The 20,571-nt window shown below is 69.6% G+C and carries 14 protein-coding genes; 6 read left to right on the top strand and 8 right to left on the bottom strand.

Features of this window, described 5'->3' with window-relative positions; translation table 11 throughout:
* Nucleotides 1–6 precede the first annotated feature (6 nt).
* Nucleotides 7–1,179 (top strand): S-methyl-5-thioribose kinase, encoded by a 1,173-nt coding sequence (gene mtnK, locus ABZT93_RS07200; RefSeq protein WP_356100216.1) that lies wholly within the window; start codon nucleotides 7–9, stop codon nucleotides 1,177–1,179.
* On the opposite strand, the gene ABZT93_RS07195 is transcribed toward mtnK, so the two are convergent.
* The 5 genes from ABZT93_RS07195 to ABZT93_RS07175 all read right to left on the bottom strand — a co-directional run bounded on the left by ABZT93_RS07195 (nucleotide 1,168) and on the right by ABZT93_RS07175 (nucleotide 7,107).
* Nucleotides 1,168–1,746 carry an SMI1/KNR4 family protein gene (locus ABZT93_RS07195; protein ID WP_356100212.1) on the bottom strand — a complete coding sequence of 193 codons (579 nt, stop codon included), beginning with the start codon at nucleotides 1,744–1,746 and terminating at the stop codon, nucleotides 1,168–1,170. The two genes, mtnK and ABZT93_RS07195, sit on opposite strands and share 12 nt — an antisense overlap.
* Nucleotides 1,747–1,895: 149 nt before the next feature.
* On the bottom strand, nucleotides 1,896–3,512 hold the full coding sequence (locus tag ABZT93_RS07190) for a glycerol-3-phosphate dehydrogenase/oxidase (RefSeq protein WP_356100209.1): 1,617 nt from the start codon (nucleotides 3,510–3,512) through the stop codon (nucleotides 1,896–1,898).
* 56 nt (nucleotides 3,513–3,568) lie between these two features.
* On the bottom strand, nucleotides 3,569–5,107 hold the full coding sequence (gene glpK / locus ABZT93_RS07185; RefSeq protein WP_356100205.1) for a glycerol kinase GlpK: 1,539 nt from the start codon (nucleotides 5,105–5,107) through the stop codon (nucleotides 3,569–3,571).
* Nucleotides 5,108–5,200: 93 nt separating this feature from the next.
* A complete protein-coding gene (locus ABZT93_RS07180; protein WP_356100202.1) occupies nucleotides 5,201–6,001 on the bottom strand; it encodes an MIP/aquaporin family protein in 801 nt (266 codons plus the stop codon).
* 332 nt (nucleotides 6,002–6,333) lie between these two features.
* Nucleotides 6,334–7,107 carry an IclR family transcriptional regulator gene (locus tag ABZT93_RS07175; protein WP_356100199.1) on the bottom strand — a complete coding sequence of 258 codons (774 nt, stop codon included), beginning with the start codon at nucleotides 7,105–7,107 and terminating at the stop codon, nucleotides 6,334–6,336.
* A 284-nt stretch (nucleotides 7,108–7,391) separates the two neighbouring features.
* Between ABZT93_RS07175 and metH the strand changes: the two genes are divergently transcribed.
* The 4 genes from metH (at nucleotide 7,392) to ABZT93_RS07155 (ending at nucleotide 15,438) form a co-directional block, all read left to right on the top strand.
* Nucleotides 7,392–10,913: a methionine synthase gene (gene metH, locus ABZT93_RS07170; RefSeq protein ID WP_356100196.1), complete on the top strand. Its 3,522-nt coding sequence runs from the start codon at nucleotides 7,392–7,394 to the stop codon at nucleotides 10,911–10,913.
* A gap of 127 nt (nucleotides 10,914–11,040) precedes the next feature.
* Entirely contained in the window at nucleotides 11,041–11,739 is a 699-nt protein-coding gene (locus ABZT93_RS07165; protein WP_356100192.1) for an HAD family phosphatase, read from the top strand.
* A gap of 435 nt (nucleotides 11,740–12,174) precedes the next feature.
* Entirely contained in the window at nucleotides 12,175–13,779 is a 1,605-nt protein-coding gene (locus tag ABZT93_RS07160; protein WP_356100189.1) for an ABC transporter substrate-binding protein, read from the top strand.
* 78 nt (nucleotides 13,780–13,857) lie between these two features.
* Nucleotides 13,858–15,438, top strand: a complete 1,581-nt coding sequence (locus ABZT93_RS07155) for an ABC transporter substrate-binding protein (RefSeq protein WP_356100186.1) — start codon at nucleotides 13,858–13,860, stop codon at nucleotides 15,436–15,438.
* Nucleotides 15,439–15,546: 108 nt separating this feature from the next.
* On the opposite strand, the gene ABZT93_RS07150 is transcribed toward ABZT93_RS07155, so the two are convergent.
* Nucleotides 15,547–16,218 carry a response regulator transcription factor gene (locus ABZT93_RS07150; RefSeq protein WP_016434400.1) on the bottom strand — a complete coding sequence of 224 codons (672 nt, stop codon included), beginning with the start codon at nucleotides 16,216–16,218 and terminating at the stop codon, nucleotides 15,547–15,549.
* 14 nt (nucleotides 16,219–16,232) lie between these two features.
* Entirely contained in the window at nucleotides 16,233–17,117 is an 885-nt protein-coding gene (locus ABZT93_RS07145) for a RecB family exonuclease (RefSeq protein WP_356100702.1), read from the bottom strand.
* Nucleotides 17,118–18,030: 913 nt separating this feature from the next.
* Between ABZT93_RS07145 and ABZT93_RS07140 the strand changes: the two genes are divergently transcribed.
* On the top strand, nucleotides 18,031–19,590 hold the full coding sequence (locus ABZT93_RS07140; protein ID WP_356100181.1) for a site-2 protease family protein: 1,560 nt from the start codon (nucleotides 18,031–18,033) through the stop codon (nucleotides 19,588–19,590).
* A gap of 19 nt (nucleotides 19,591–19,609) precedes the next feature.
* Here ABZT93_RS07140 and ABZT93_RS07135 read toward each other — a convergent pair whose 3' ends face one another.
* Nucleotides 19,610–20,524 (bottom strand): phosphotriesterase, encoded by a 915-nt coding sequence (locus ABZT93_RS07135; RefSeq protein WP_356100178.1) that lies wholly within the window; start codon nucleotides 20,522–20,524, stop codon nucleotides 19,610–19,612.
* Nucleotides 20,525–20,571: the final 47 nt, after the last annotated feature.

Below are 20,571 nucleotides of genomic sequence, written 5' to 3'. Positions count from 1 at the left end.
TTCAAGATGGGTTATCGCATCCTGGAGACCGAGGACATCCCGGCGTACCTGCGCGAGCGCGGCCACTGGGAGGACCTGGGCGACATCGCCGTACGGGAGGTCTCCGACGGCAACATGAACCGGGTCTTCCTCGCGTCCTCGGCGGACGGCACCCGCAGCCTCGCCGTGAAGCAGGCCCTGCCCTGGGTACGAGTGGCCGGCCCCTCCTGGCCGATGAACCCGGACCGCGCCGACGCCGAGGCCCGCGCCTACGAGCAGATCGCCAAGGTCGCCCCCGACAAGATCCCGGCGGTCCACGGCTACGACCCCGAGAACTACGCCCTCGTCATGGAGGACATGTCGGACCTGGAGGTCCTGCGCACCCTCCTCAACGAGGGAGCGTCGTACGGCCCCCACACCTCGGCCCGGGTCGGTGAGCTGGTGGCCCAACTCTCTTTCGCGACCAGCGACTTCGGCATGCCGTCCGCCGAACGCAAGGCGCTCATCGCCGCCTCGGTCAGCCCCGAGCTCTGCAAGATCACCGAGGACGTGGTGCTGTCGGAGCCGTACGTCGAGCACGAGCACAACCACTGGCACGAGGGCGTGGACGACCTGGCGGCGGCCTTCCGTGCGGACGCCGAACTGCGTACGGAGGTGGGCGACCTCAGGCACCGGTTCATGACCAGCGCCCAGGCCCTCCTCCACGGCGACCTGCACACGGGCAGCATCATGGTCGGCGAACGCGAAGGCGCCCATGTGGTCCGGGTGTTCGACCCCGAGTTCTCCTTCGTCGGCCCGATCGGCTTCGACCTCGGCCTGTACTGGGCCAACGCGCTGGTCTCGGAGGAACGGGCGCGGGCACTGGGCACACTGAGCGACCACGGCGACCAACTCCGACTGTCCTGGAAGGCGTTCGAGACGGAGTTCCGCCGCCTGTGGCCGGCCCGCGTCGACACCTTCTTCGACGACGCCTACCTGGAACGCTTCCTGGGGCGGCTCTGGACCGACTCCCTGGGCTACGCGGGCACGGAGATCATCCGCAGGATCATCGGCTTCGCCCACCTGACCGACCTCACGACCCTCCCGGATCCGGTTCCGGCGTCCCGACGGGCACTGCTCCTCGGCCGGGAACTGATCGTGCACCGCGAGGAGTTGACCTCACCGGACGCAGTGCGCGAGCTGGTGACGTCACTGACCTGACCCGGCGTCGAACCACTCCTTGCCGGCGGCCCAGTGCCGCACCCAGCCGCCGAAGCCGGACTCGGAGGTCGTGCACCCGAACTCCGAGCCGAACGGCACCGCGCCCACATCGGTGATGTGCCATATGTGCCCCCGGTGTGGGCCCGTGACCACGAGATGCCAGTTCATCGCGCACCCGTCCGTCCCGAGCACGACCGAACCATGGTTGAAAACCTGGTCCATGACGGCGTCAGGATCCTCGTAGGGCCCGTCGTCCTCTTCCCAGAGCCATCCCCGCGTCAGCGGGAACGATTTGCCCAGGTCCCGGTCCGATCCGTCGTTCCCCCAGTCCGAGGGCAGCTCGGCCAGCCCCACGAGCCCGAACTCCGGCGGCCCCTGATACGACCCGTCCGAGACCTCCGCCACGAAGGTGCGGTACGGCTCCGGCAGCACCACCCCATGGTCCGCCTCGAAGGCCCGCACCGCCTCCCAGCCGAGCGCGGACGCGCCGCCGTCGTCCACGCCGAACGCCTCCCGCAGCGCGGCGAGTTCCCCAGCGGCGACCTGATCGTTGTCCATGCATGCCATGAAAGCACCCGGCACCGACAACACCGCATGCGAGAGGGGGCGGCTCCGTCGGCAAGGAGCCGCCCCCTCTCGCATACCGGCCCCATAGGGGAGAGGGCCGTTCTCGGGACGCCGGCCCCGGTCGGGGAGGGTGGGGGCCGGGCCGAGCGCTACTTCTTGTCGAGCAGGTCCTGCACCTTCGCCCGGACGTCGTCCGTGGCCAGGCCCCGGATCGTCAGCGTCGTACGGCGGCGCAGCACGTCGTCCTGCGTCTCGGCCCACTCGTTGTCCCGGGCGTACACGACCTGCGCCCAGATCTCCGGGGCGTCCGGGTGGACGCGCTCGCCCAGCTCGGGGTTCTCGTTCGCCAGGCGCGCGATGTCGAAGGCGAGGGAGCCGTAGTGAGTCGCCAGGTGCTTCGCCGTGTCGGCGGCCATGCGCGGACCCGGCGCCGGGTTGTCCACCAGCAGGCGGTGCGCGACCGCGCGCGGGTTGGCGACACCGGGAAGGGGGAGCCGCTTCGGCAGGGCTGACACGGGCTCGTAGTCGTCGCCCAGCGGAGCGCCCGGGAGCGCCTCCAGCTTCTTCATGACCGTACGGCCGATGTGGCGGAAGGTCGTCCACTTGCCGCCCGCGACGGACAGCATGCCGCCACGGCCTTCCGTGACCACGGTCTCGCGCTTGGCCTTGGCCGTGTCACCGGGACCGCCCGGCAGCACTCGCAGTCCCGCGAACGAGTACGTGATCAGGTCGCGCGAGAGCTGCTGGTCGCGGACGGAGAACGCGGCCTCGTCGAGTATCTGGGCCGTGTCCTTCTCCGTGACCGAGACGTCCGCCGGGTCGCCCTCGAACTCCTCGTCCGTGGTGCCGAGAAGGAGCATGTCCTCCCAGGGCAGCGCGAAGGTGATCCGGTACTTGTCGATGGGGGTCGCGAGCGCGGCCTTCCACGGCGAGGTCCGCTTCAGGACCAGGTGCGCGCCCTTGGACAGGCGGATGGACGGTGCCGCGTTCGGGTCCTCCATCCGGCGCAGGTGATCGACCCAGGGGCCGGTCGCGTTGAGCACGAGCCGCGCGTTCACACCGAACTCGTCACCGGACTGCCGGTCGCGCAGATCCGCGCCGGTCACCCGGCCCCTGGTGAAGCGAAGGCCGGTCACCTCGGCGTGGTTGAGGACCACCGCGCCCGCCTCGACGGCCGCGCGGACCGTCATCAGCGCCATGCGCGCGTCGTTCATCTGGTCGTCGCCGTACACGGCCACGGCCTTGAGGTTGTCGGTGCGCAGCTCGGGCACGTCCTGCGCCGCCCTGGCGGGGGACAGGAGGTGGCCGACGCCGTCACCGAACGCCGAGAGCGCGGAGTAGGCGAAGACGCCCGCCCCGAGCTTCGCGGCGCCGTGCGGCCCGCCCTTGTACACGGGGAGGTAGAAGGTGAGCGGGTTCGCCAGGTGGGGGGCCACCTGGCGGGAGACCGCACGGCGCTCGAAGTGGTTCTCCGCCACCAGCTTCACCGCGCCGGTCTGCAGATAGCGCAGACCGCCGTGGAGCAGCTTGGAGGAGGCGGAGGAGGTGGCGCCGGCGAAGTCGCCGGCGTCGACCAGTGCCACCCTGAGGCCGGACTGCGCGGCGTGCCAGGCGGTGGAGATGCCCAGGATGCCGCCGCCGATCACGAGGAGGTCGTACGACGCCTTGGAGAGCTGCTCCCGGGTCTCGGCGCGGCTCGGAAGGGAGCCGGAGGCCGGGTGCGTACCGAGGGCAGGCACGGACTGCAGGGTGGACTGACTGGTCATGTGGGGTTCTTACTCCTCATCAGAACTTCAAGATGAGCTTGCGTTGAGCTCTCTCGTCAGTTCTCGTCCTCGAGCCAGCCCATGGTCCGCTCGACGGCCTTGAGCCAGCTCTTGTACTCACGGTCGCGCTTCTCCGCGGCCATGTTGGGGGTCCACTCGGCGGCCCGGCGCCAGTTGGCGCGCAGGTCGTCGGTGCTGGTCCAGAAGCCGACGGCGAGACCGGCGGCGTAGGCGGCACCGAGGCAGGTGGTCTCGGCGACCATGGGGCGCACCACGGGGGCGTCCAGGAAGTCCGAGAGCGTCTGCATCAGCAGGTTGTTGGAGGTCATGCCGCCGTCGACCTTGAGGGCCGCGAGCTCGACGCCGGAGTCCTTGGTCATGGCGTCGCTGATCTCACGGGTCTGCCAGGCGGTGGCCTCCAGGACGGCGCGGGCGATGTGCGCCTTGGTGACGTACCGGGTGAGGCCGGCGATCACACCGCGGGCGTCCGGGCGCCAGTACGGGGCGAAGAGCCCGGAGAACGCCGGCACGAAGTACGCGCCGCCGTTGTCCTCGACCGAGAGCGCGAGCGTCTCGATCTCGGCGGCGGTGGAGATCAGGCCCATCTGGTCGCGCATCCACTGCACCAGCGAACCGGTGACGGCGATCGAGCCCTCCAGGGCGTAGACCGGTGCCTCGTCGCCGATGCGGTAGCCGACCGTCGTCAGCAGTCCCGAGTACGAGTTGATGATCTTGTCGCCGGTGTTCATCAGCATGAACGTGCCGGTGCCGTACGTCGACTTGGCCTCGCCCTCGGCGAAACAGGTCTGGCCGAACAGGGCCGCCTGCTGGTCGCCGAGCGCGGAGGCGACCGGGATGCCGCCGAGCAGGTCGCCCAGCTTGCCGCCCTTGACCTCGCCGTAGACCTCGGCGGAGGAGCGGATCTCGGGGAGCATCGACAGCGGCACGCCGATGGACTCGGCGATCTTCTCGTCCCACTCCAGGGTGTGGAGGTTCATCAGCATGGTGCGGGAGGCGTTGGTGACGTCGGTGTAGTGCTTGCCGCCGTCGACACCACCGGTCAGGTTCCAGATGACCCAGGAGTCCATGGTGCCGAAGAGGATGTCGCCGCGCTCGGCGCGCTCGCGCAGGCCCTCGACGTTGTCGAGCAGCCAGCGGGCCTTCGGGCCGGCGAAGTAGGAGGCCAGCGGCAGGCCGGTCTCGCGGCGGAAGCGGTCCTGGCCGACGTTGCGGCCGAGCTCGCGGCAGAGCGCGTCGGTGCGGGTGTCCTGCCAGACGATGGCGTTGTGGACGGGCTCACCGGTGTTCTTGTCCCAGAGCAGCGTGGTCTCGCGCTGGTTGGTGATGCCGATGGCCTTGATGTCGTCGCGGGTGATGCCGGCCTTCTGGATGGCTCCGGCGACGACTTCCTGGACGTTGGTCCAGATCTCGTTGGCGTTGTGCTCGACCCAGCCCGGCTTCGGGAAGATCTGCTCGTGCTCCTTCTGGTCGACCGAGACGATACGGCCGTCCCTGTCGAAGACGATGCAGCGGCTGGAGGTGGTGCCCTGGTCGATGGCGGCGATGAAGGGGCCGGCGGTGTGTGCGTCGGTCACTGTGTGCTCCCGGGGTTCCGTGAGTGAGGCGGACTGTCTACGACTGGTCTACGACTTCTACGACTGCTTTGCTGTACGACCGCTTCGGATGTTCTAAGCGAAAGCGATGTTGTAGATGCCTGCGGCGACCGCTCCGCCGATCAGCGGGCCGACGATCGGGACCCAGGCGTAGCCCCAGTCGGAGCCGCCCTTGTTGGGCAGGGGCAGGAGAGCGTGCACGATACGCGGACCGAGGTCACGGGCCGGGTTGATCGCATAGCCGGTCGGGCCACCGAGGGACAGACCGATGGAGACGACGACGAGTGCGGTGATCAGGGCGCCCAGGGTGCCCAGGCCCTTGCCGTCACCGTTGAGACCCTGCGTGAGGACGGCCAGCACCAGCACGATCGTGCCGATGACCTCCGTGGCGACGTTCTGCCAGGCGACCCGGACCTCGGGGCCGGTGGAGAAGATGCCCAGCACCGGTCCGGCGCCCTTCTCCTGCGCCTCGACGGCCTTGGCGGCGGTGGCCTGCGCGCCCGGGGCACCGACGATCTCCTTGTCGGTCAGGTGCGCGTGGAACTGGCCGTAGTAGGCGACCCAGACCAGCGCCGCACCGATCATGGCGCCGAGCAGCTGACCGCCCCAGTAGATCGGGACGTCACTCCAGGAGATGCCGTCCTTCTTCAGGGCGAGCGCGAGCGTCACGGCCGGGTTGAGGTGGGCGCCCGAGAGCGGCGCCGAGGTGTAGACGGCCGTCAGAACGGCGAAACCCCACCCGAAGGTGATGGCGAGCCAGCCGGCGTTACGGGCCTTGGAGGCCTTCAGCGTCACGGCGGCGCACACGCCTCCGCCGAGCAGGATGAGTATGGCGGTACCGATGGTCTCGCCGATGAAGATGTCGGAGCTGGACACCCGCGACTCCTTTGTCCTTCGTCCAGGGGACCGAACCCCGGGTCCCTCCGGAGGTTCGAGCTGCTCTCGGGGATGAGAGCGATGCCGGCCCTTGGCGTTGTCACACTCTAGCGCGTATTGCCGGTAGGTGTTCGACAATGCCGACCGATGGACGGGAGTCTTGCTCCGGGGTTACGCGCACGTCAAGAGTTCTGTAGTCGAAAACACGATCGTTATTCATGACTGTGAGTCAGCGATCTTGTGCCGGCGATTTGTGTCGTTGTGTCAGGGTGCGACCGAGGGCCGGCACGTCACCGACGTACCGGCCCGTACCGGCCCTCTCCTGGCGGTCCTCAGAACCGCCCGGCGCCCAGGTCCCGCGAGACCGCGCGGGCGCAGTCCCGCACCGCCGCGATCAGCTCCGGACGCAGCGCGCCCTCCTCGTCCGGCCGGCACAGCCGCTCCACGGCGCCCGTGATGCCGACCGCGCCGACCGGCATGCGCCGCCGGTCATGGATGGGCGCGGCGATGGACGCGACGCCCTCCCAGGTCTCCTCCACGTCCGCCGCGTACCCACGCGCGCGCGTGACGTCGAGGAGCTGCTCGAACTCCTCCAGGTCGCACACGGTCCGGTCGGTGAACGCCTTGCGGTCGCTCTCCAGTGCCTCGCTGTGCGCGACCGGGTCGTACGCCGAGAGCACCTTGCCGAGCGCCGTGCAGTGCAGGGGCTGCATGGCCCCGATCTCCAGCACCTGCCGGCTGTCGTCGGGCCGGAAGACGTGGTGCACGATCAGCACGCCCTGCTGGTGCAGCACGCCCAGATGGACGCTCTCGCCGCTGGAGCGGGCCAGATCGTCGGTCCATACGAGCGCACGCGCGCGCAGCTCGTGCACGTCCAGATAGGTGGTGCCCAGGCGTAGCAGCTCGGCGCCCAGCTGGTACCGCCCGGAGGCCTCGTCCTGCTCCACGAACCCCTCCGCCTGGAGAGTGCGCAGGATGCCGTGCGCGGTGCCCTTGGCGAGGCCCAGGGACGAGGCGATGTCCGACAGGCCGAGTCTCCGCTCGCCGCCCGCGAGGAGCCGCAGCATCGCGGCCGCCCGTTCGAGCGACTGGATGTTCCGTGCCATCGCCGTCCTGCCTCCGTCCCCTTCGACAGCCGCGTGTTACGGCGTCGCTGCCGGTGTTCGGCAATGTCGAACACTACCGGTCGTTGCCGACCTCCCGCTAATGGTCGGTCGGCAACTGTTGCGTCACTGGTATCCCACCGGTGACCTGCCCGACACCCTCGTCCGTCCCGTGGACGCGCCGACCGTCCCGGCGGGGACCCGGCTACCCTGGCGTGGTGCGCCCGGCGTGGGACGACTCGCGGGCGCCTGAAGCCGACAGCCGTCGCAACTGAGGGAGCCCTTTCATGGCCTCGTCGCCACTGACCCCTTCCGCCGACAGCCGGACCCGTGTGTCCGCGCTCCGCGAGGCGCTCGCCACCCGAGTGGTGGTAGCCGACGGAGCGATGGGAACCATGCTGCAGGCGCAGGACCCCACGCTCGAGGACTTCGAGAATCTCGAGGGGTGCAACGAGATCCTCAACGTGACCCGCCCGGACATCGTCCGCTCCGTCCACGACGCCTACTTCGCGGTGGGCGTCGACTGCGTCGAGACCAACACCTTCGGGTCCAACCACACGGCCGCGTCGGAGTACGACATCGCCGACCGCGTGCACGAACTGTCCGAGGCGGGCGCCCGCATCGCCCGTGAGGCGGCCGACGAGCACACCGCCCGCGACGGCCGCCAGCGCTGGGTCCTGGGCTCCGTCGGCCCCGGCACCAAGCTGCCCACCCTCGGTCACATCGACTACGCCACCATCCGCGACGGCTACCAGGCCAACGTCGAGGGACTGCTCGCAGGCGGCGCCGACGCCCTGATCGTCGAGACCACGCAGGACCTGCTTCAGACGAAGGCATCCGTACTGGGCGCCCACCGCGCGCTGGAGGCCACCGGCGCGGATGTGCCGCTGGTGGTCTCGATGGCGTTCGAGACCACCGGCACCATGCTCCTCGGCTCCGAGATCGGCGCCGCGCTGACCGCGCTGGAGCCGCTCGGCATCGACATGATCGGCCTGAACTGCTCGACCGGCCCGGCCGAGATGAGCGAGCACCTGCGCTACCTCGCCCGGCACTCCCGCATCCCGCTGCTGTGCATGCCGAACGCGGGTCTGCCGATCCTCACCAAGGACGGCGCGCACTTCCCGCTCGACCCCGAGGGCCTGGCCGACGCACAGGAGACCTTCGTCCGCGACTACGGCCTCTCCCTGATCGGCGGTTGTTGCGGCACCACCCCCGAGCATCTGCGCCAGGTCGTCGAGCGGGTCCGTGACCTCACGCCCGCCGAGCGTCACCCGCAGCCCGAGCCGGGAGCGGCCTCCCTCTACCAGACGGTCCCGTTCCGTCAGGACACCTCCTATCTGGCGATCGGTGAGCGGACCAACGCCAACGGTTCGAAGAAGTTCCGTGAGGCCATGCTGGAGGCCCGCTGGGACGACTGTGTGGAGATGGCCCGCGAGCAGATCCGCGAGGGCGCCCACATGCTGGACCTGTGTGTGGACTACGTGGGCCGTGACGGTGTGGCGGACATGAAGGAGCTGGCCGGCCGGTTCGCCACCGCCTCCACCCTGCCGATCGTCCTGGACTCCACCGAGGTCCCGGTCATCGAGGCGGGTCTGGAGAAGCTCGGCGGCCGGGCGGTCATCAACTCCGTCAACTACGAGGACGGCGACGGCCCCGAGTCCCGCTTCGCGAAGGTCACCAAGCTCGCCCAGGAGCACGGCGCCGCGCTGATCGCGCTGACCATCGACGAGGAGGGCCAGGCCCGCACCCCCGAGCACAAGGTCGCCATCGCCGAGCGACTGATCGAGGACCTGACCGGCAACTGGGGCATCCACGAGTCGGACATCCTGATCGACACCCTGACCTTCACCATCTGTACCGGTCAGGAGGAGTCGAGGAAGGACGGCGTCGCCACCATCGAGGCGATCCGTGAACTCAAGCGCCGCCACCCGGACGTGCAGACCACGCTGGGCCTGTCCAACATCTCCTTCGGCCTCAACCCGGCCGCCCGCGTCCTGCTGAACTCGGTGTTCCTGGACGAGTGCGTCAAGGCGGGCCTGGACTCGGCGATCGTCCACGCCTCGAAGATCCTGCCGATCGCCCGCTTCAGCGAGGAAGAGGTCCAGACGGCCCTCGACCTCATCTACGACCGTCGCGCCGAGGGCTACGACCCCCTGCAGAAGCTGATGGCCCTGTTCGAGGGCGCCACCACCAAGTCCCTCAAGGCGGGCCGGGCCGAGGAACTGGCCGCCCTGCCCCTGGAGGAGCGTCTCAAGCGGCGCATCATCGACGGCGAGAAGAACGGCCTGGAGGCCGACCTCGATGAGGCGCTCCAGACGCGTCCCGCTCTGGACATCGTCAACGACACCCTCCTGGACGGCATGAAGGTCGTCGGCGAGCTGTTCGGCTCCGGCCAGATGCAGCTGCCGTTCGTCCTGCAGTCCGCCGAGGTCATGAAGACCGCCGTCGCCTACCTCGAACCGCACATGGAGAAGGTCGAGGGCGACGAGGCCGGCAAGGGCACCATCGTGCTGGCCACGGTGCGCGGCGACGTCCACGACATCGGCAAGAACCTGGTGGACATCATCCTGTCCAACAACGGCTACAACGTGGTCAACCTGGGCATCAAGCAGCCGGTCTCGGCGATCCTGGAGGCCGCCGCCGAGCATCGGGCCGACGTCATCGGCATGTCGGGCCTGCTGGTGAAGTCCACGGTGATCATGAAGGAGAACCTGGAGGAGCTCAACCAGCGCGGTATGGCCGCCGACTTCCCGGTCATCCTCGGCGGAGCCGCGCTGACCCGGGCGTACGTGGAGCAGGACCTGCACGAGATCTACCAGGGCGAAGTCCGCTACGCCCGCGACGCGTTCGAGGGCTTGCGCCTCATGGACGCCCTCATCGGCGTCAAGCGCGGTGTGCCCGGCGCCAAGCTGCCCGAACTCAAGCAACGCCGGGTGCGCGCCAGTGCCGTGACGGTGGAGGAGGAGCGGCCCGAAGAGGGGCACGTCCGCTCCGACGTGGCCACCGACAACCCGGTGCCCACTCCGCCGTTCTGGGACACCCGGGTCATCAAGGGCATCCAGCTCAAGGAGTACGCCTCCTGGCTCGACGAGGGCGCCCTGTTCAAGGGGCAGTGGGGGCTCAAGCAGGCCCGCACCGGCGAGGGACCGACGTACGAGGAGCTCGTCGAGACCGACGGGCGGCCCCGGCTGCGCGGTCTGCTCGACCGGCTCCAGACCGAGAACCTCCTCGAAGCCGCCGTCGTCTACGGCTACTTTCCGTGCGTGTCCAAGGACGACGACCTGATCATCCTGGACCAGGAGGGCAACGAACGCACCCGCTTCACCTTTCCGCGCCAGCGCCGCGGCCGACGGCTGTGCCTCGCCGACTTCTTCCGACCGGAGGAGTCGGGGGAGACCGACGTGGTCGGCTTCCAGGTCGTCACCGTCGGCTCCCGGATCGGCGAGCAGACCGCCAGGCTCTTCGAGGCGAACGCCTACCGCGACTACCTGGAACTGCACGGCCTGTCCGTCCAGTTGGCCGAGGCGCTCGCCGAGTACTGGCATGCGCGCGTGCGTTCGGAGCTGGGCTACGCCGGTGAGGACCCGAACGACATCGAGGACATGTTCGCCCTGAAGTACCGGGGCGCCCGCTTCTCCCTCGGCTACGGCGCCTGCCCCAACCTGGAGGACCGCGCCAAGATCGCCGACCTGCTCCAGCCGGAGCGCATCGGCGTCCACCTGAGCGAGGAGTTCCAGCTCCACCCCGAGCAGTCCACCGACGCGATCGTCATCCACCACCCGGAGGCGAAGTACTTCAACGCCCGCTGAGCCCGCCGAACCGCCGCCGTCCGGCTCGCCGAGCACACTGATCGCACAAGTCGTACACTGGTCGGTCCACAGCAGGCCGGTTCCCTTCGTGGGAGCCGGCCTGCTCGTCCCCCAAGGAGGTACGTGGATGACCAGCACGGTCCCCGCGGCAGTGACCCGAACGGCAGACGGCTCCGCCCTCCAGGCCGTCCTCCTCGACATGGACGGCACCCTGGTGGACACCGAGGGCTTCTGGTGGGACGTCGAGGTCGAGGTCTTCGCCGGACTGGGCCATGCCCTCGACGACTCCTGGCGCCATGTCGTGGTCGGCGGCCCCATGACCCGCAGCGCCGGTTTCCTGATCGAGGCCACCGGCGCCGACATCACCCTCGCCGAGCTCACCGTCCTGCTCAACCAGGGCTTCGAGGACCGTATCGGCCACTCCCTGCCGCTGATGCCCGGCGCCACCCGGCTGCTGGCCGAACTGTCCGCGCACCGGATCCCCACCGCCCTGGTCTCCGCCTCGCACCGGCGCATCATCGACCGGGTCCTCGACTCCCTGGGCCACCGGCACTTCGCCCTGACGGTCGCCGGCGACGAGGTGCCGCGCACCAAGCCGCACCCCGACCCGTATCTGTTCGCCGCCGCCGGACTCGGCGCGGACCCGGCCAGATGCGCCGTCGTCGAGGACACCGCGACCGGTGTCGCCGCCGCCGAAGCCGCAGGCTGCCAGGTCGTGGCCGTGCCCTCCGTCGCCCCCATCGCCCCCGCCCCCGGACGCACGGTCGTCGGTTCCCTCGAAGAGGTCGACCTGACATTCCTGCGCGGCCTGATCACCCTTCGATGACGGAAATGCCTTGGGTGTTCACCCAGCGTGCAGCGCGGATAGCGCGGTAATTCCCCAGGGCCCTGTCGCAAGAATTCGAAGTGCGCCGGACGGCCGAATTCCGTCCCATCGGCGCCCCGCTATGCGTGTGAGGTTCTTCACTCGACGGGGCCTCGACAGGCGGCCGAGGCTGTGCCGGACGCTCCGCTTCGAGGCGCACGGACGCGCCCATGTGTCCCGATTGGTGAAAGCCTGCACCAATCCTTCCCCTGGCGGGCCTTCGGTGCGTCCACACCCGGTTCCGCTGTGTGATGGCAGCCCAACTCCGGTGACTGCGAACCCTCCTGCAGGTGCGGACTAATCTCACGGTGAGAACATCGCCCTAACCCCGTGATCCGCCGCGCCAACCCCTGCATGCCGGGTACACGGACTGAACAGCTGTGGAGAAACTCGAGCATGAACCGCAAGACTTTGGTGCTGCCGGCCGTCATAGGTCTGCTCGCGCCGGTGCTCGCCGCCTGCGGCGGGTCCAGCAGCGGCAGCGGCGGCGACGACGCCATCGCCGTAGGCACCACGGACCGGTTCACCGCCACGAAGGACGCTCCCGCGCCGCTGGACCCCGCCTACGCCTACGACGTCGGCACCTGGAACGTCCTGCGCCAGACCGTGCAGACCCTGATGATCCAGCCCAAGGGCGACGGCGAACCCGTGCCCGAGGCAGCCCAGTCCTGCGGCTTCAGCGACAGCGGCAACGAACGCTACGTCTGCACCCTGCGCGACGGCCTGAAGTTCGCGAACGGCGACGCCATCACCGCGACCGACGTGAAGTACTCCATCGACCGCGCCCGCGCCATCAAGGCCGACTCCGGTGTCTTCGCCCTGCTGTCCACCATCGACACCGTCGAGACCAAGGGCGACCGCGAGGTCATCTTCCACCTCAAGACCGCAGACGCCACCTTCCCGTACAAGCTGTCGACCCCGGTCGCCGGCATCGTCAACCCCGACGACTACGAGAAGAACAAGCTCCGTGACGGCTTCGACGTCGACGGCTCCGGCCCCTACACCATGAAGGCCGACGTCAAGAACGACGAGCTCGAGGACGCCGTCTTCACCAAGAACCCCAATTACAAGGGGTCGTTGACGGTGAACAACGACAAGGTCGAACTGCGCTCGTACACGGACGCCGACGCCATGGGCACCGCGCTCGAAAAGGGCGACATCGATCTCATCACCCGCACCCTGTCGCCCCAGCAGATCCAGAAGCTGTCGAACGAGTCGGGCGGCGCCGTCGACCTCGTCGAGATGGCCGGCCTGGAGATCCGCTACCTCGCCTTCAACACCAAGGCCCCGGCCGTGAAGTCCCGGGCCGTGCGCCAGGCGATGGCCCAGCTCATCAACCGCAGCGAACTCGTCTCCAAGGTCTACGGCACCCAGGCCGAGCCGCTCTTCTCGCTGGTCCCGGCCACCATCACCGGCCACTCCAACTCCTTCTTCAACAAGTACGGCGACCCGAGCGTCAGCAAGGCCAAGTCCCTGCTGACGGAGGCGGGCATCAGCACGCCGGTGAAGCTGACGCTCCACTACACGACCGACCACTACGGTTCGGGCACCAAGGAGGAGTTCGAGGACCTCCAGAAGCAGCTCAACGCCAGCGGGCTCTTCGACGTCAGCATCAAGGGCGCCCCCTGGGCCACCTTCCGCCCCGCGGAGCAGAAGGGCGAGTACGACGTCTACGGCATGGGCTGGTTCCCGGACTTCCCCGACGCCGACAACTACCTCGCCCCGTTCCTCGACAAGGACAACTTCCTCGGTTCGCCCTACGCCAACAGCCAGATCCGCAACACTCTGATCCCGGACTCCCGCCGCGAGGCCGACCGTCTCTCCGCGTCCGGAAGCCTCACCGAGATCCAGGACATCGTCGCCAAGGACGTCCCCGTGCTGCCGCTGTGGCAGGGCAAGCAGTACGTCGCCGCGCGCGACGACGTCACGGGCACCGCCTACGCGCTCAACTCCTCGTCGACGCTGCAGCTGTGGGAACTCGGCAAGGGCGTGAGCGGCTGACCGGCCGCCGCCCCTTTCGCCCCGGGCCCGGTCGGACGGGCACGGGATCCACAAGAATCGACGACAAGGCACTCGCACGTGAACAAGCGAATCCAGTGGTCCGTCCTGCCCGTCGTGGCAGGGCTGGCCTCCGGCCTGCTGACCGGCTGCGGCACGGAGTCCGGGGGGCCCGGTTCCGACGGCTCCTCGGTGGTCATGGGCATGTCCGACGACGTACTCGCCACGGACCCGGCCTCCGGCTACGACCCCGGCTCCTGGCTGCTGTTCAACAACGTCTTCCAGTCGCTGCTCAGCTTCCCCAAGGGCGGCACGGAACCGGAGCCGGACGCCGCCAAGAGCTGCGAGTTCACCGACACCAAGACCCAGGTGTACGAGTGCACCCTCAAGGATGGCCTCAAGTTCAGCAACGGTGACGCGCTCACCTCCGAGGACGTCAAGTACTCCTTCGACCGTATGCTGAAGATCAACGACGACGCCGGTCCCGCGATCATGTTCCCCATGCTCGACAAGGTGAAGACACCGGACGAGAAGACCGTCGTCTTCCAGCTGAACACCCCCGACGCCACCTTCCCGAGCAAGATCGCCTCCGGCGCGGGCTCCATCGTCGACCACAGGCAGTACGACGCCGACGGTCTGCGCAAGGACGGCAAGGCGTTCGGCTCCGGCCCCTACCAACTCGACTCCTTCGACGACGACCAGGCCGTGTTCTCCGTCAACGAGAACTACAAGGGCACCGCCGAGCCCCAGAACTCCGGCGTCACGCTGAAGTTCTTCCACGGCGACCAGGCCGCCCTGAAGACCGCCCTGACCGACGACAAGGTCGACATCGCCTACCGCGGTCTGAGCGCGGGCGACATCGCCGACATCGAGAAGGCCTCACCCGACTCCGGAGTCGAGGTCGTCGAGGGCACCAGCGCCGAGGTCCAGCACCTCGTCTTCAACATGGACGACCCGGTCACGGGCCGATCCGGCGTCCGCAAGGCGATGGCCTACCTGCTCGACCGCGAGGCCCTCATCCACGACGTCTACCAGGGCACCGCGACCCCGCTCTACTCGATCATCCCGGCCGGTATCGCGGGCCACAACACGGCCTTCTTCGACACCTACGGCGCCCAGCCCTCCAGGTCCAAGGCCGCCGCCGCCCTCGCCGACGACGGCATCACCGGCAAGGTGAAGCTGACCCTCTGGTCGACCCCGTCGCGCTACGGCCCGGCCACCGACCAGGAGCTCAAGACGATCGCCCGGCAGCTCAACGCCAGCGGGCTGTTCGACGCCGACGTCAAGTCCGTGGCCTTCGACCAGTACGAGAAGGACATCGCCGCCGGCAAGTACGGCGTGTACGTCAAGGGCTGGGTGCCCGACTACCCGGACGCCGACAACTTCACGGCCCCCTTCTTCGGCAAGGGCAACGTGCTCGACAACAACTACAGCAACAACAAGATCACCGGCGCGCTGATCCCCGAGACCGCCGCCCAGCCGGACCGCGCCGCGACGGACGAACCCTTCGGCACGCTCCAGAACCTCGTCGCCGAGGACGTCCCCGTCCTGCCGGTCTGGCAGGCCAAGCAGTACGCCGTCGTCCGCGACGACGTCTACGGCCTGGAGTACTGCCTCGACGCCTCCACGGTGTTCCGCTTCTGGGAACTCAGCAAGGGCTGATCCGACAGGCCGACGCCAAACGCCGGTTCAGCGGCCGCACACACGAAGAGGGCGCCCCCAGTCAGGTGGGGGACGCCCTCTTCGCTCTGGTACCGCTGACCGCCCTGCTCACTGAGCGCCGGGACGCACCAGACCGCTCTCGTACGCGTACACCGCGGCCTGCACCCGGTCCCGCAGCCCCAGCTTGGTCAGCACGTGACCCACATGCGTCTTCACCGTGGTCTCGCTGACGAACAGATCCGCCGCGATCTCCGCGTTCGACAGCCCGCGCGCCACCAGCTTCAGCACCTCGACCTCGCGGTCGGTCAGCGTGTGCAGCGTGTCCGGCACCGGCTCGTCACCGGACGGCAGATGCGTGGCGTACTTGTCGAGCAGCCGGCGGGTGATGCTCGGCGCGAGCATCGCCTCGCCCCCGGCCACCACCCGGATCGCCTGCACGAGTTCATTGGCCGGAGCGTCCTTGAGCAGGAACCCGCTGGCCCCCGCCCGCAGCGCCTCCACCACGTACTCGTCGAGGTCGAAGGTGGTCAGCACCAGCACCTTGGCCGGTCCGTCCCGCCCGGGACCGGTGATCTGCCGGGTCGCCTCCACACCGTCCATCCGCGGCATACGGATGTCCATCAGGACCACATCGGGCTGCAGCGCCCGCACCTGGTCGAGAGCCTGAAGGCCGTCTCCGGCCTCGCCCACGACCGCGATGTCCTGCTCGGCCTCCAGAATCATCCGGAACCCGGTACGCAGCAGCGGCTGGTCGTCGACCAGTAGGACGCGGATGGCCACGTAAGTCTCCTTCGCTAGTCCGGCCCCATTCTGCCCTGCTCGCCGGTCGCGGGCTTCACCGGCAGTGGGTAGGGCGGGGGAGTGCCGCCGAACTCCGGGCAGTGCTCCCGGTGGTCGCACCAGCCGCACAGCTTGGTCGGCCGCGGTCGCCAGTCACCTGTCTCCGTGGCCTGCCGGATCGCCTCCCACAGCGCCAGCAGCTTGCGCTCGACACGCTCCAGGTCGGCGAGGACCGGATCGTACGTCAGGACGTCACCGCTGCCGAGATAGACGAGCTGGAGTCGTCGCGGGATCACGTTCTTCAGCCGCCACACCACCAGCGCGTAGAACTTCATCTGGAACAGCGCGCCCTCGGCGTACTCGGGGCGGGGCGCCTTGCCGGTCTTGTAGTCGACGATCCGCACCTCGCCGGTAGGCGCCACGTCGACCCGGTCGATGATCCCGCGCAGCCGCAGCCCCGAGTCCAGTTCCGCCTCGACGAACAACTCCCGCTCCGCGGGCTCGAGTCGCGTCGGGTCCTCCAGCGTGAACCACCGCTCGACCAGTTGCTCCGCCTCGGCCAGCCACGTCGCCAGCCGCTCGCCGTCCGGATCCTCGGCGAACAGCTCCACCACCTCAGGCCGGCTCTCCCGCAGCCGGTCCCACTGACCGGGGATCAGCGACTTGGCCGCGGGCGCGGTCCGCTCCCCGGCCGGGGCGTCGAAGAGCCGCTCCAGCACCGAGTGCACCAGGGTTCCCCGGGTCGCCGCCGCACTCGGCTTCTCCGGCAGCCGGTCGATCACCCGGAACCGGTACAGCAGCGGGCACTGCATGAAGTCATTGGCACGAGAAGGAGACAGGGAGGCGGGCGCGGCGTACGTCCTGACGGCAACCGGGGACCCCGCACCGGTGTCCGTCACTGCTCCTACGACGGGGACCGCTCCTGCCGCGTCGCCCCCGCCCCGCGCACCGACCGCGCCCGCCGTCGGCGCGGTCCGGGCGACGGTCATGTGCTGTGCCGCGTCCCTCGCCTGCGGCTCATCGGCGGGTCCCTCACCCTGCCGACCGACCGCGACCGCCGTCGGCGGGGTTCCGGCGACCGCCCGGGACTGTGCCGCGTCCCCCGCCTGCGGATCCTCGGCGGCCGTGTCCCCGCCCTCCTGACCGGCTACGACCGCCGCCGACGTGGCCCCGGCATCGACCGCGTCCGGTTCCCCTGCCGTCCCGGGCCGGGCCGCGCTCGACGTCTCCGCCGTCCGCGGGTCAGCATCGGCGTCGCCACCCTGCCGACCCGCCGCGACCGCCGTGGGCGCGGTCTCTGGGGCGCCTGTGTCCGGTGCCTGTGTCGTTGCGGGTTGCGCCGCTTCCTTCGTCCGGGTGTCATGGGCGGCCGTGTTCTCGCCGTCGGGACCTGCGGCGACCGCCGTCGGCGTGGTCTCAGGGGCGGCTGTGTCCGGTGCCTCTGTCGTTGCGGGTTGCGCCGTGTCCGTCGCCGGCGGGTCAGCGGCGGCCGTGTGCCCGGCATCCGGACCGACCTCGGCCGCCGTCGGCCCGACCTCGGTCCCGGTCGTGTCCGGTGCCTCGGCCGTCGCGGGTCGCGTCGCACCCGACGGGTCATCGGCGGCGGCCGCGGCCACGCCCTCCGTGCTCGTCTCCATGACCACAGACCATACGGCCCGCCACTGACAGTGACCCATTCGTGGCCGTTGCAGCTGTGGCTCCTGAGGAAACGCGGGGGGTGCCGGGGCGGAACGCGTAACGACCGCCGCATACCATCGACCCGAGACCCTTCCGCACGGCAGGCGCGGAAGATGCTTCGAACGAGGGGACATCGTGGACGAGAGCGGCGGGAGCGGGCAGCCGCGGTCCGGTACGGACCGGCCGGCCAAGCCCCACGCAGGGCCCACGGCCGAGACCACCGACCCCACGGCCCCCGACCCGCACGACGACGGGACCCCGGCCGTCGCCCCGTCCACCGAGCGCGAGGCCCCCCACGCCGACGACGCGACCGAGGGCACCGACGCCGCACGGCAGCCGGCCACGGACGACCACGCCGATGGGCCGGCCGCAGGCAGCGAGACCGGTGCCGGGGACGCCGAGCATCCGCCCACCCCCGTGACCGACCCCGGTCAGCCCGCCGACCTGCGGAAACCCGACACGCCCCACGATCTCCACCCCACCGAGGACCACCGCACCCTCGCCCACTCCGGCGCCCCGAAGAACCCTCCGCCCTCGTCCCCCCAGCCGCGTGGCGGACTGCTGATGGGCCGTCCCTTCGGCGTGCCCGTCTACGTCGCCCCCAGCTGGTTCCTCGTCGCCGCGCTCATCACCTGGGTGTTCGGCGGCCAACTGGACCGCGTGCTGCCGGAACTCGGCGCCGCCCGCTACCTCGTCTCCCTCTTCTTCGCGGTCGCCTTCTACGCCTCCGTCCTCGTCCACGAACTGGCCCACACCGTCGCGGCACTGCGCTTCAAGCTCCCGGTCCGCCGCATCCAGCTCCAGTTCTTCGGCGGTGTCTCCGAGATCGAGAAGGAGGCCGAGACCCCCGGCCGGGAGTTCGTGCTGGCCTTCGTCGGCCCGCTGCTCTCCCTGGTCCTCGCCGGCGTCTTCTACCTGGCCATGCAGCCCGTCGAACCCGGCACGGTCCCCGGCGTCCTGCTCGCCGGCCTGATGGTCTCCAACCTCATCGTGGCCGCCTTCAACCTCCTGCCCGGCCTCCCCCTCGACGGCGGCCGCATGCTCCGCGCGGTCGTCTGGAAGATCACCGGCAAGCCCATGAGCGGCACCATCGCCGCCGCCTGGGTCGGCCGCGCCCTCGCCGTCTGCGTCCTCATCGGCCTCCCGCTGCTCACCCAGTCCGGAGCCCTCGGCTCCTCCGCCGAGGACAACGTCGGCATGGACACCGTGATGGACGCCCTGCTGGCCGCGATCCTCGCCGCGATCATCTGGACCGGCGCCGGCAACAGCCTGCGCATGGCCCGCCTGCGCGAACACCTCCCCGACCTGCGAGCCCGCACCCTCACCCGCCGAGCGGTCCCCGTCGAGAGCGACACCCCTCTCTCCGAGGCCCTGCGCCGAGCCAACGACGCCGGCGCCCGCGCCCTGGTCGTCGTCGACCCCGAGGGCACCCCGCTGTCCCTCGTCCGCGAGGCGGCGATCGTCGGCGTACCCGAACACCGCCGCCCCTGGGTCGCCGTCAGCGGCCTCGCCCAGGACCTCACCGACGGCATGCGGGTCTCCGCCGAACTCGCGGGGGAGGACCTGCTGGACACCCTCCGCGCGACCCCCGCCACCGAGTACCTCGTCGTCGAGGAGACCGGAGAGATCTACGGCGTCCTGTCGGCGGCGGACGTCGAGCGCGCCTTCGTGAAGGCCATGGCCCGGCCGAGCTGAAAGGACGAGCGCGTTCCCCTCAGGAGCCGAAGACCCGTGCCGGATTGACCTCCACGACCTGGTGGAACACCTCGGCCGGAAGTCCGGCCTCCAGCAGCCGCGGTTCGTAGCAGTCGAAGAGGCCTGTGTATCCCATGCCGCCGTAAGCGCGCAGGTGACTCTTCATGCAGACGTCCTGCGAGAGCAGCATCGCGTCGGCGTGACCGCGACGCCAGAACTCGACGACGACCTCGACCTTCTTGCGGATGTCCTCTTCGGCTGTCGCGCGGAGAAGATCGAATTGCACCCAGGCGCCGGTGGCGGCGAGTGCTTCGTGAAAGCCCGGGTCCTCGATGCTGTCGCAGTGCCCCACGATGATCGACCTTGGATCGGCCCCCTCCTCCTTCAGGACGGCGACCTGGTCCATGCCGACCCGGGTACGGAACGCGTGCGTGGTGACGGGACAGCCGATCGCGCGCTGGGCCCGGCCCGCGGCACGGAACACCCGTTCCTCCTGCGCGGTCATCCAGCCGCCGGTCTCTCCCGCGCCGAGTTCACCGATGATGCCGGGCCGGATACCGGTGTCACCGACGCCGTGCTCGAACTCGGCGACAAGGCTACGGGCGAGCGCGTCCACGCTCGACCGGTCGATCTCGGGCGGGTAGTACTTCTCGTGGTACCAACCGGCACCCATCACGATCTGCACGCCCGTGACCTGCGAGAGGTGAGCGAGTGCTTCGGGGTCACGGCCGAAGTCGGGGACCGTCAGATCGACCAGAGTGCGGCCGCCGGCTCCTGCGTACGCGGCGAGTTCGACCGCCGCGAGTTGTCTGTCGAGCAGGACGTAGTCGTCCTTGCCGGAAACACGGAAGCGGTCCGCGAGGAGATGCTCGTGCATGAGCGTGCGGCCGAGTTCCGCGGCAGGGACCGGACCGAGCACTGTGGTGACCGCCATGGTGTCCACCTCACCGGGTCAAGTGTTGTGAGCGAACGCGTCGTCGA

Origin of the sequence: Streptomyces sp. NPDC005303, assembly GCF_040607335.1 — a bacterium.
Classification (GTDB): Bacteria; Actinomycetota; Actinomycetes; order Streptomycetales; family Streptomycetaceae; genus Streptomyces.
The sequence above is the reverse complement of the archived record's forward strand: the minus strand, read 5'-3'. Positions and strand labels throughout refer to the sequence as shown.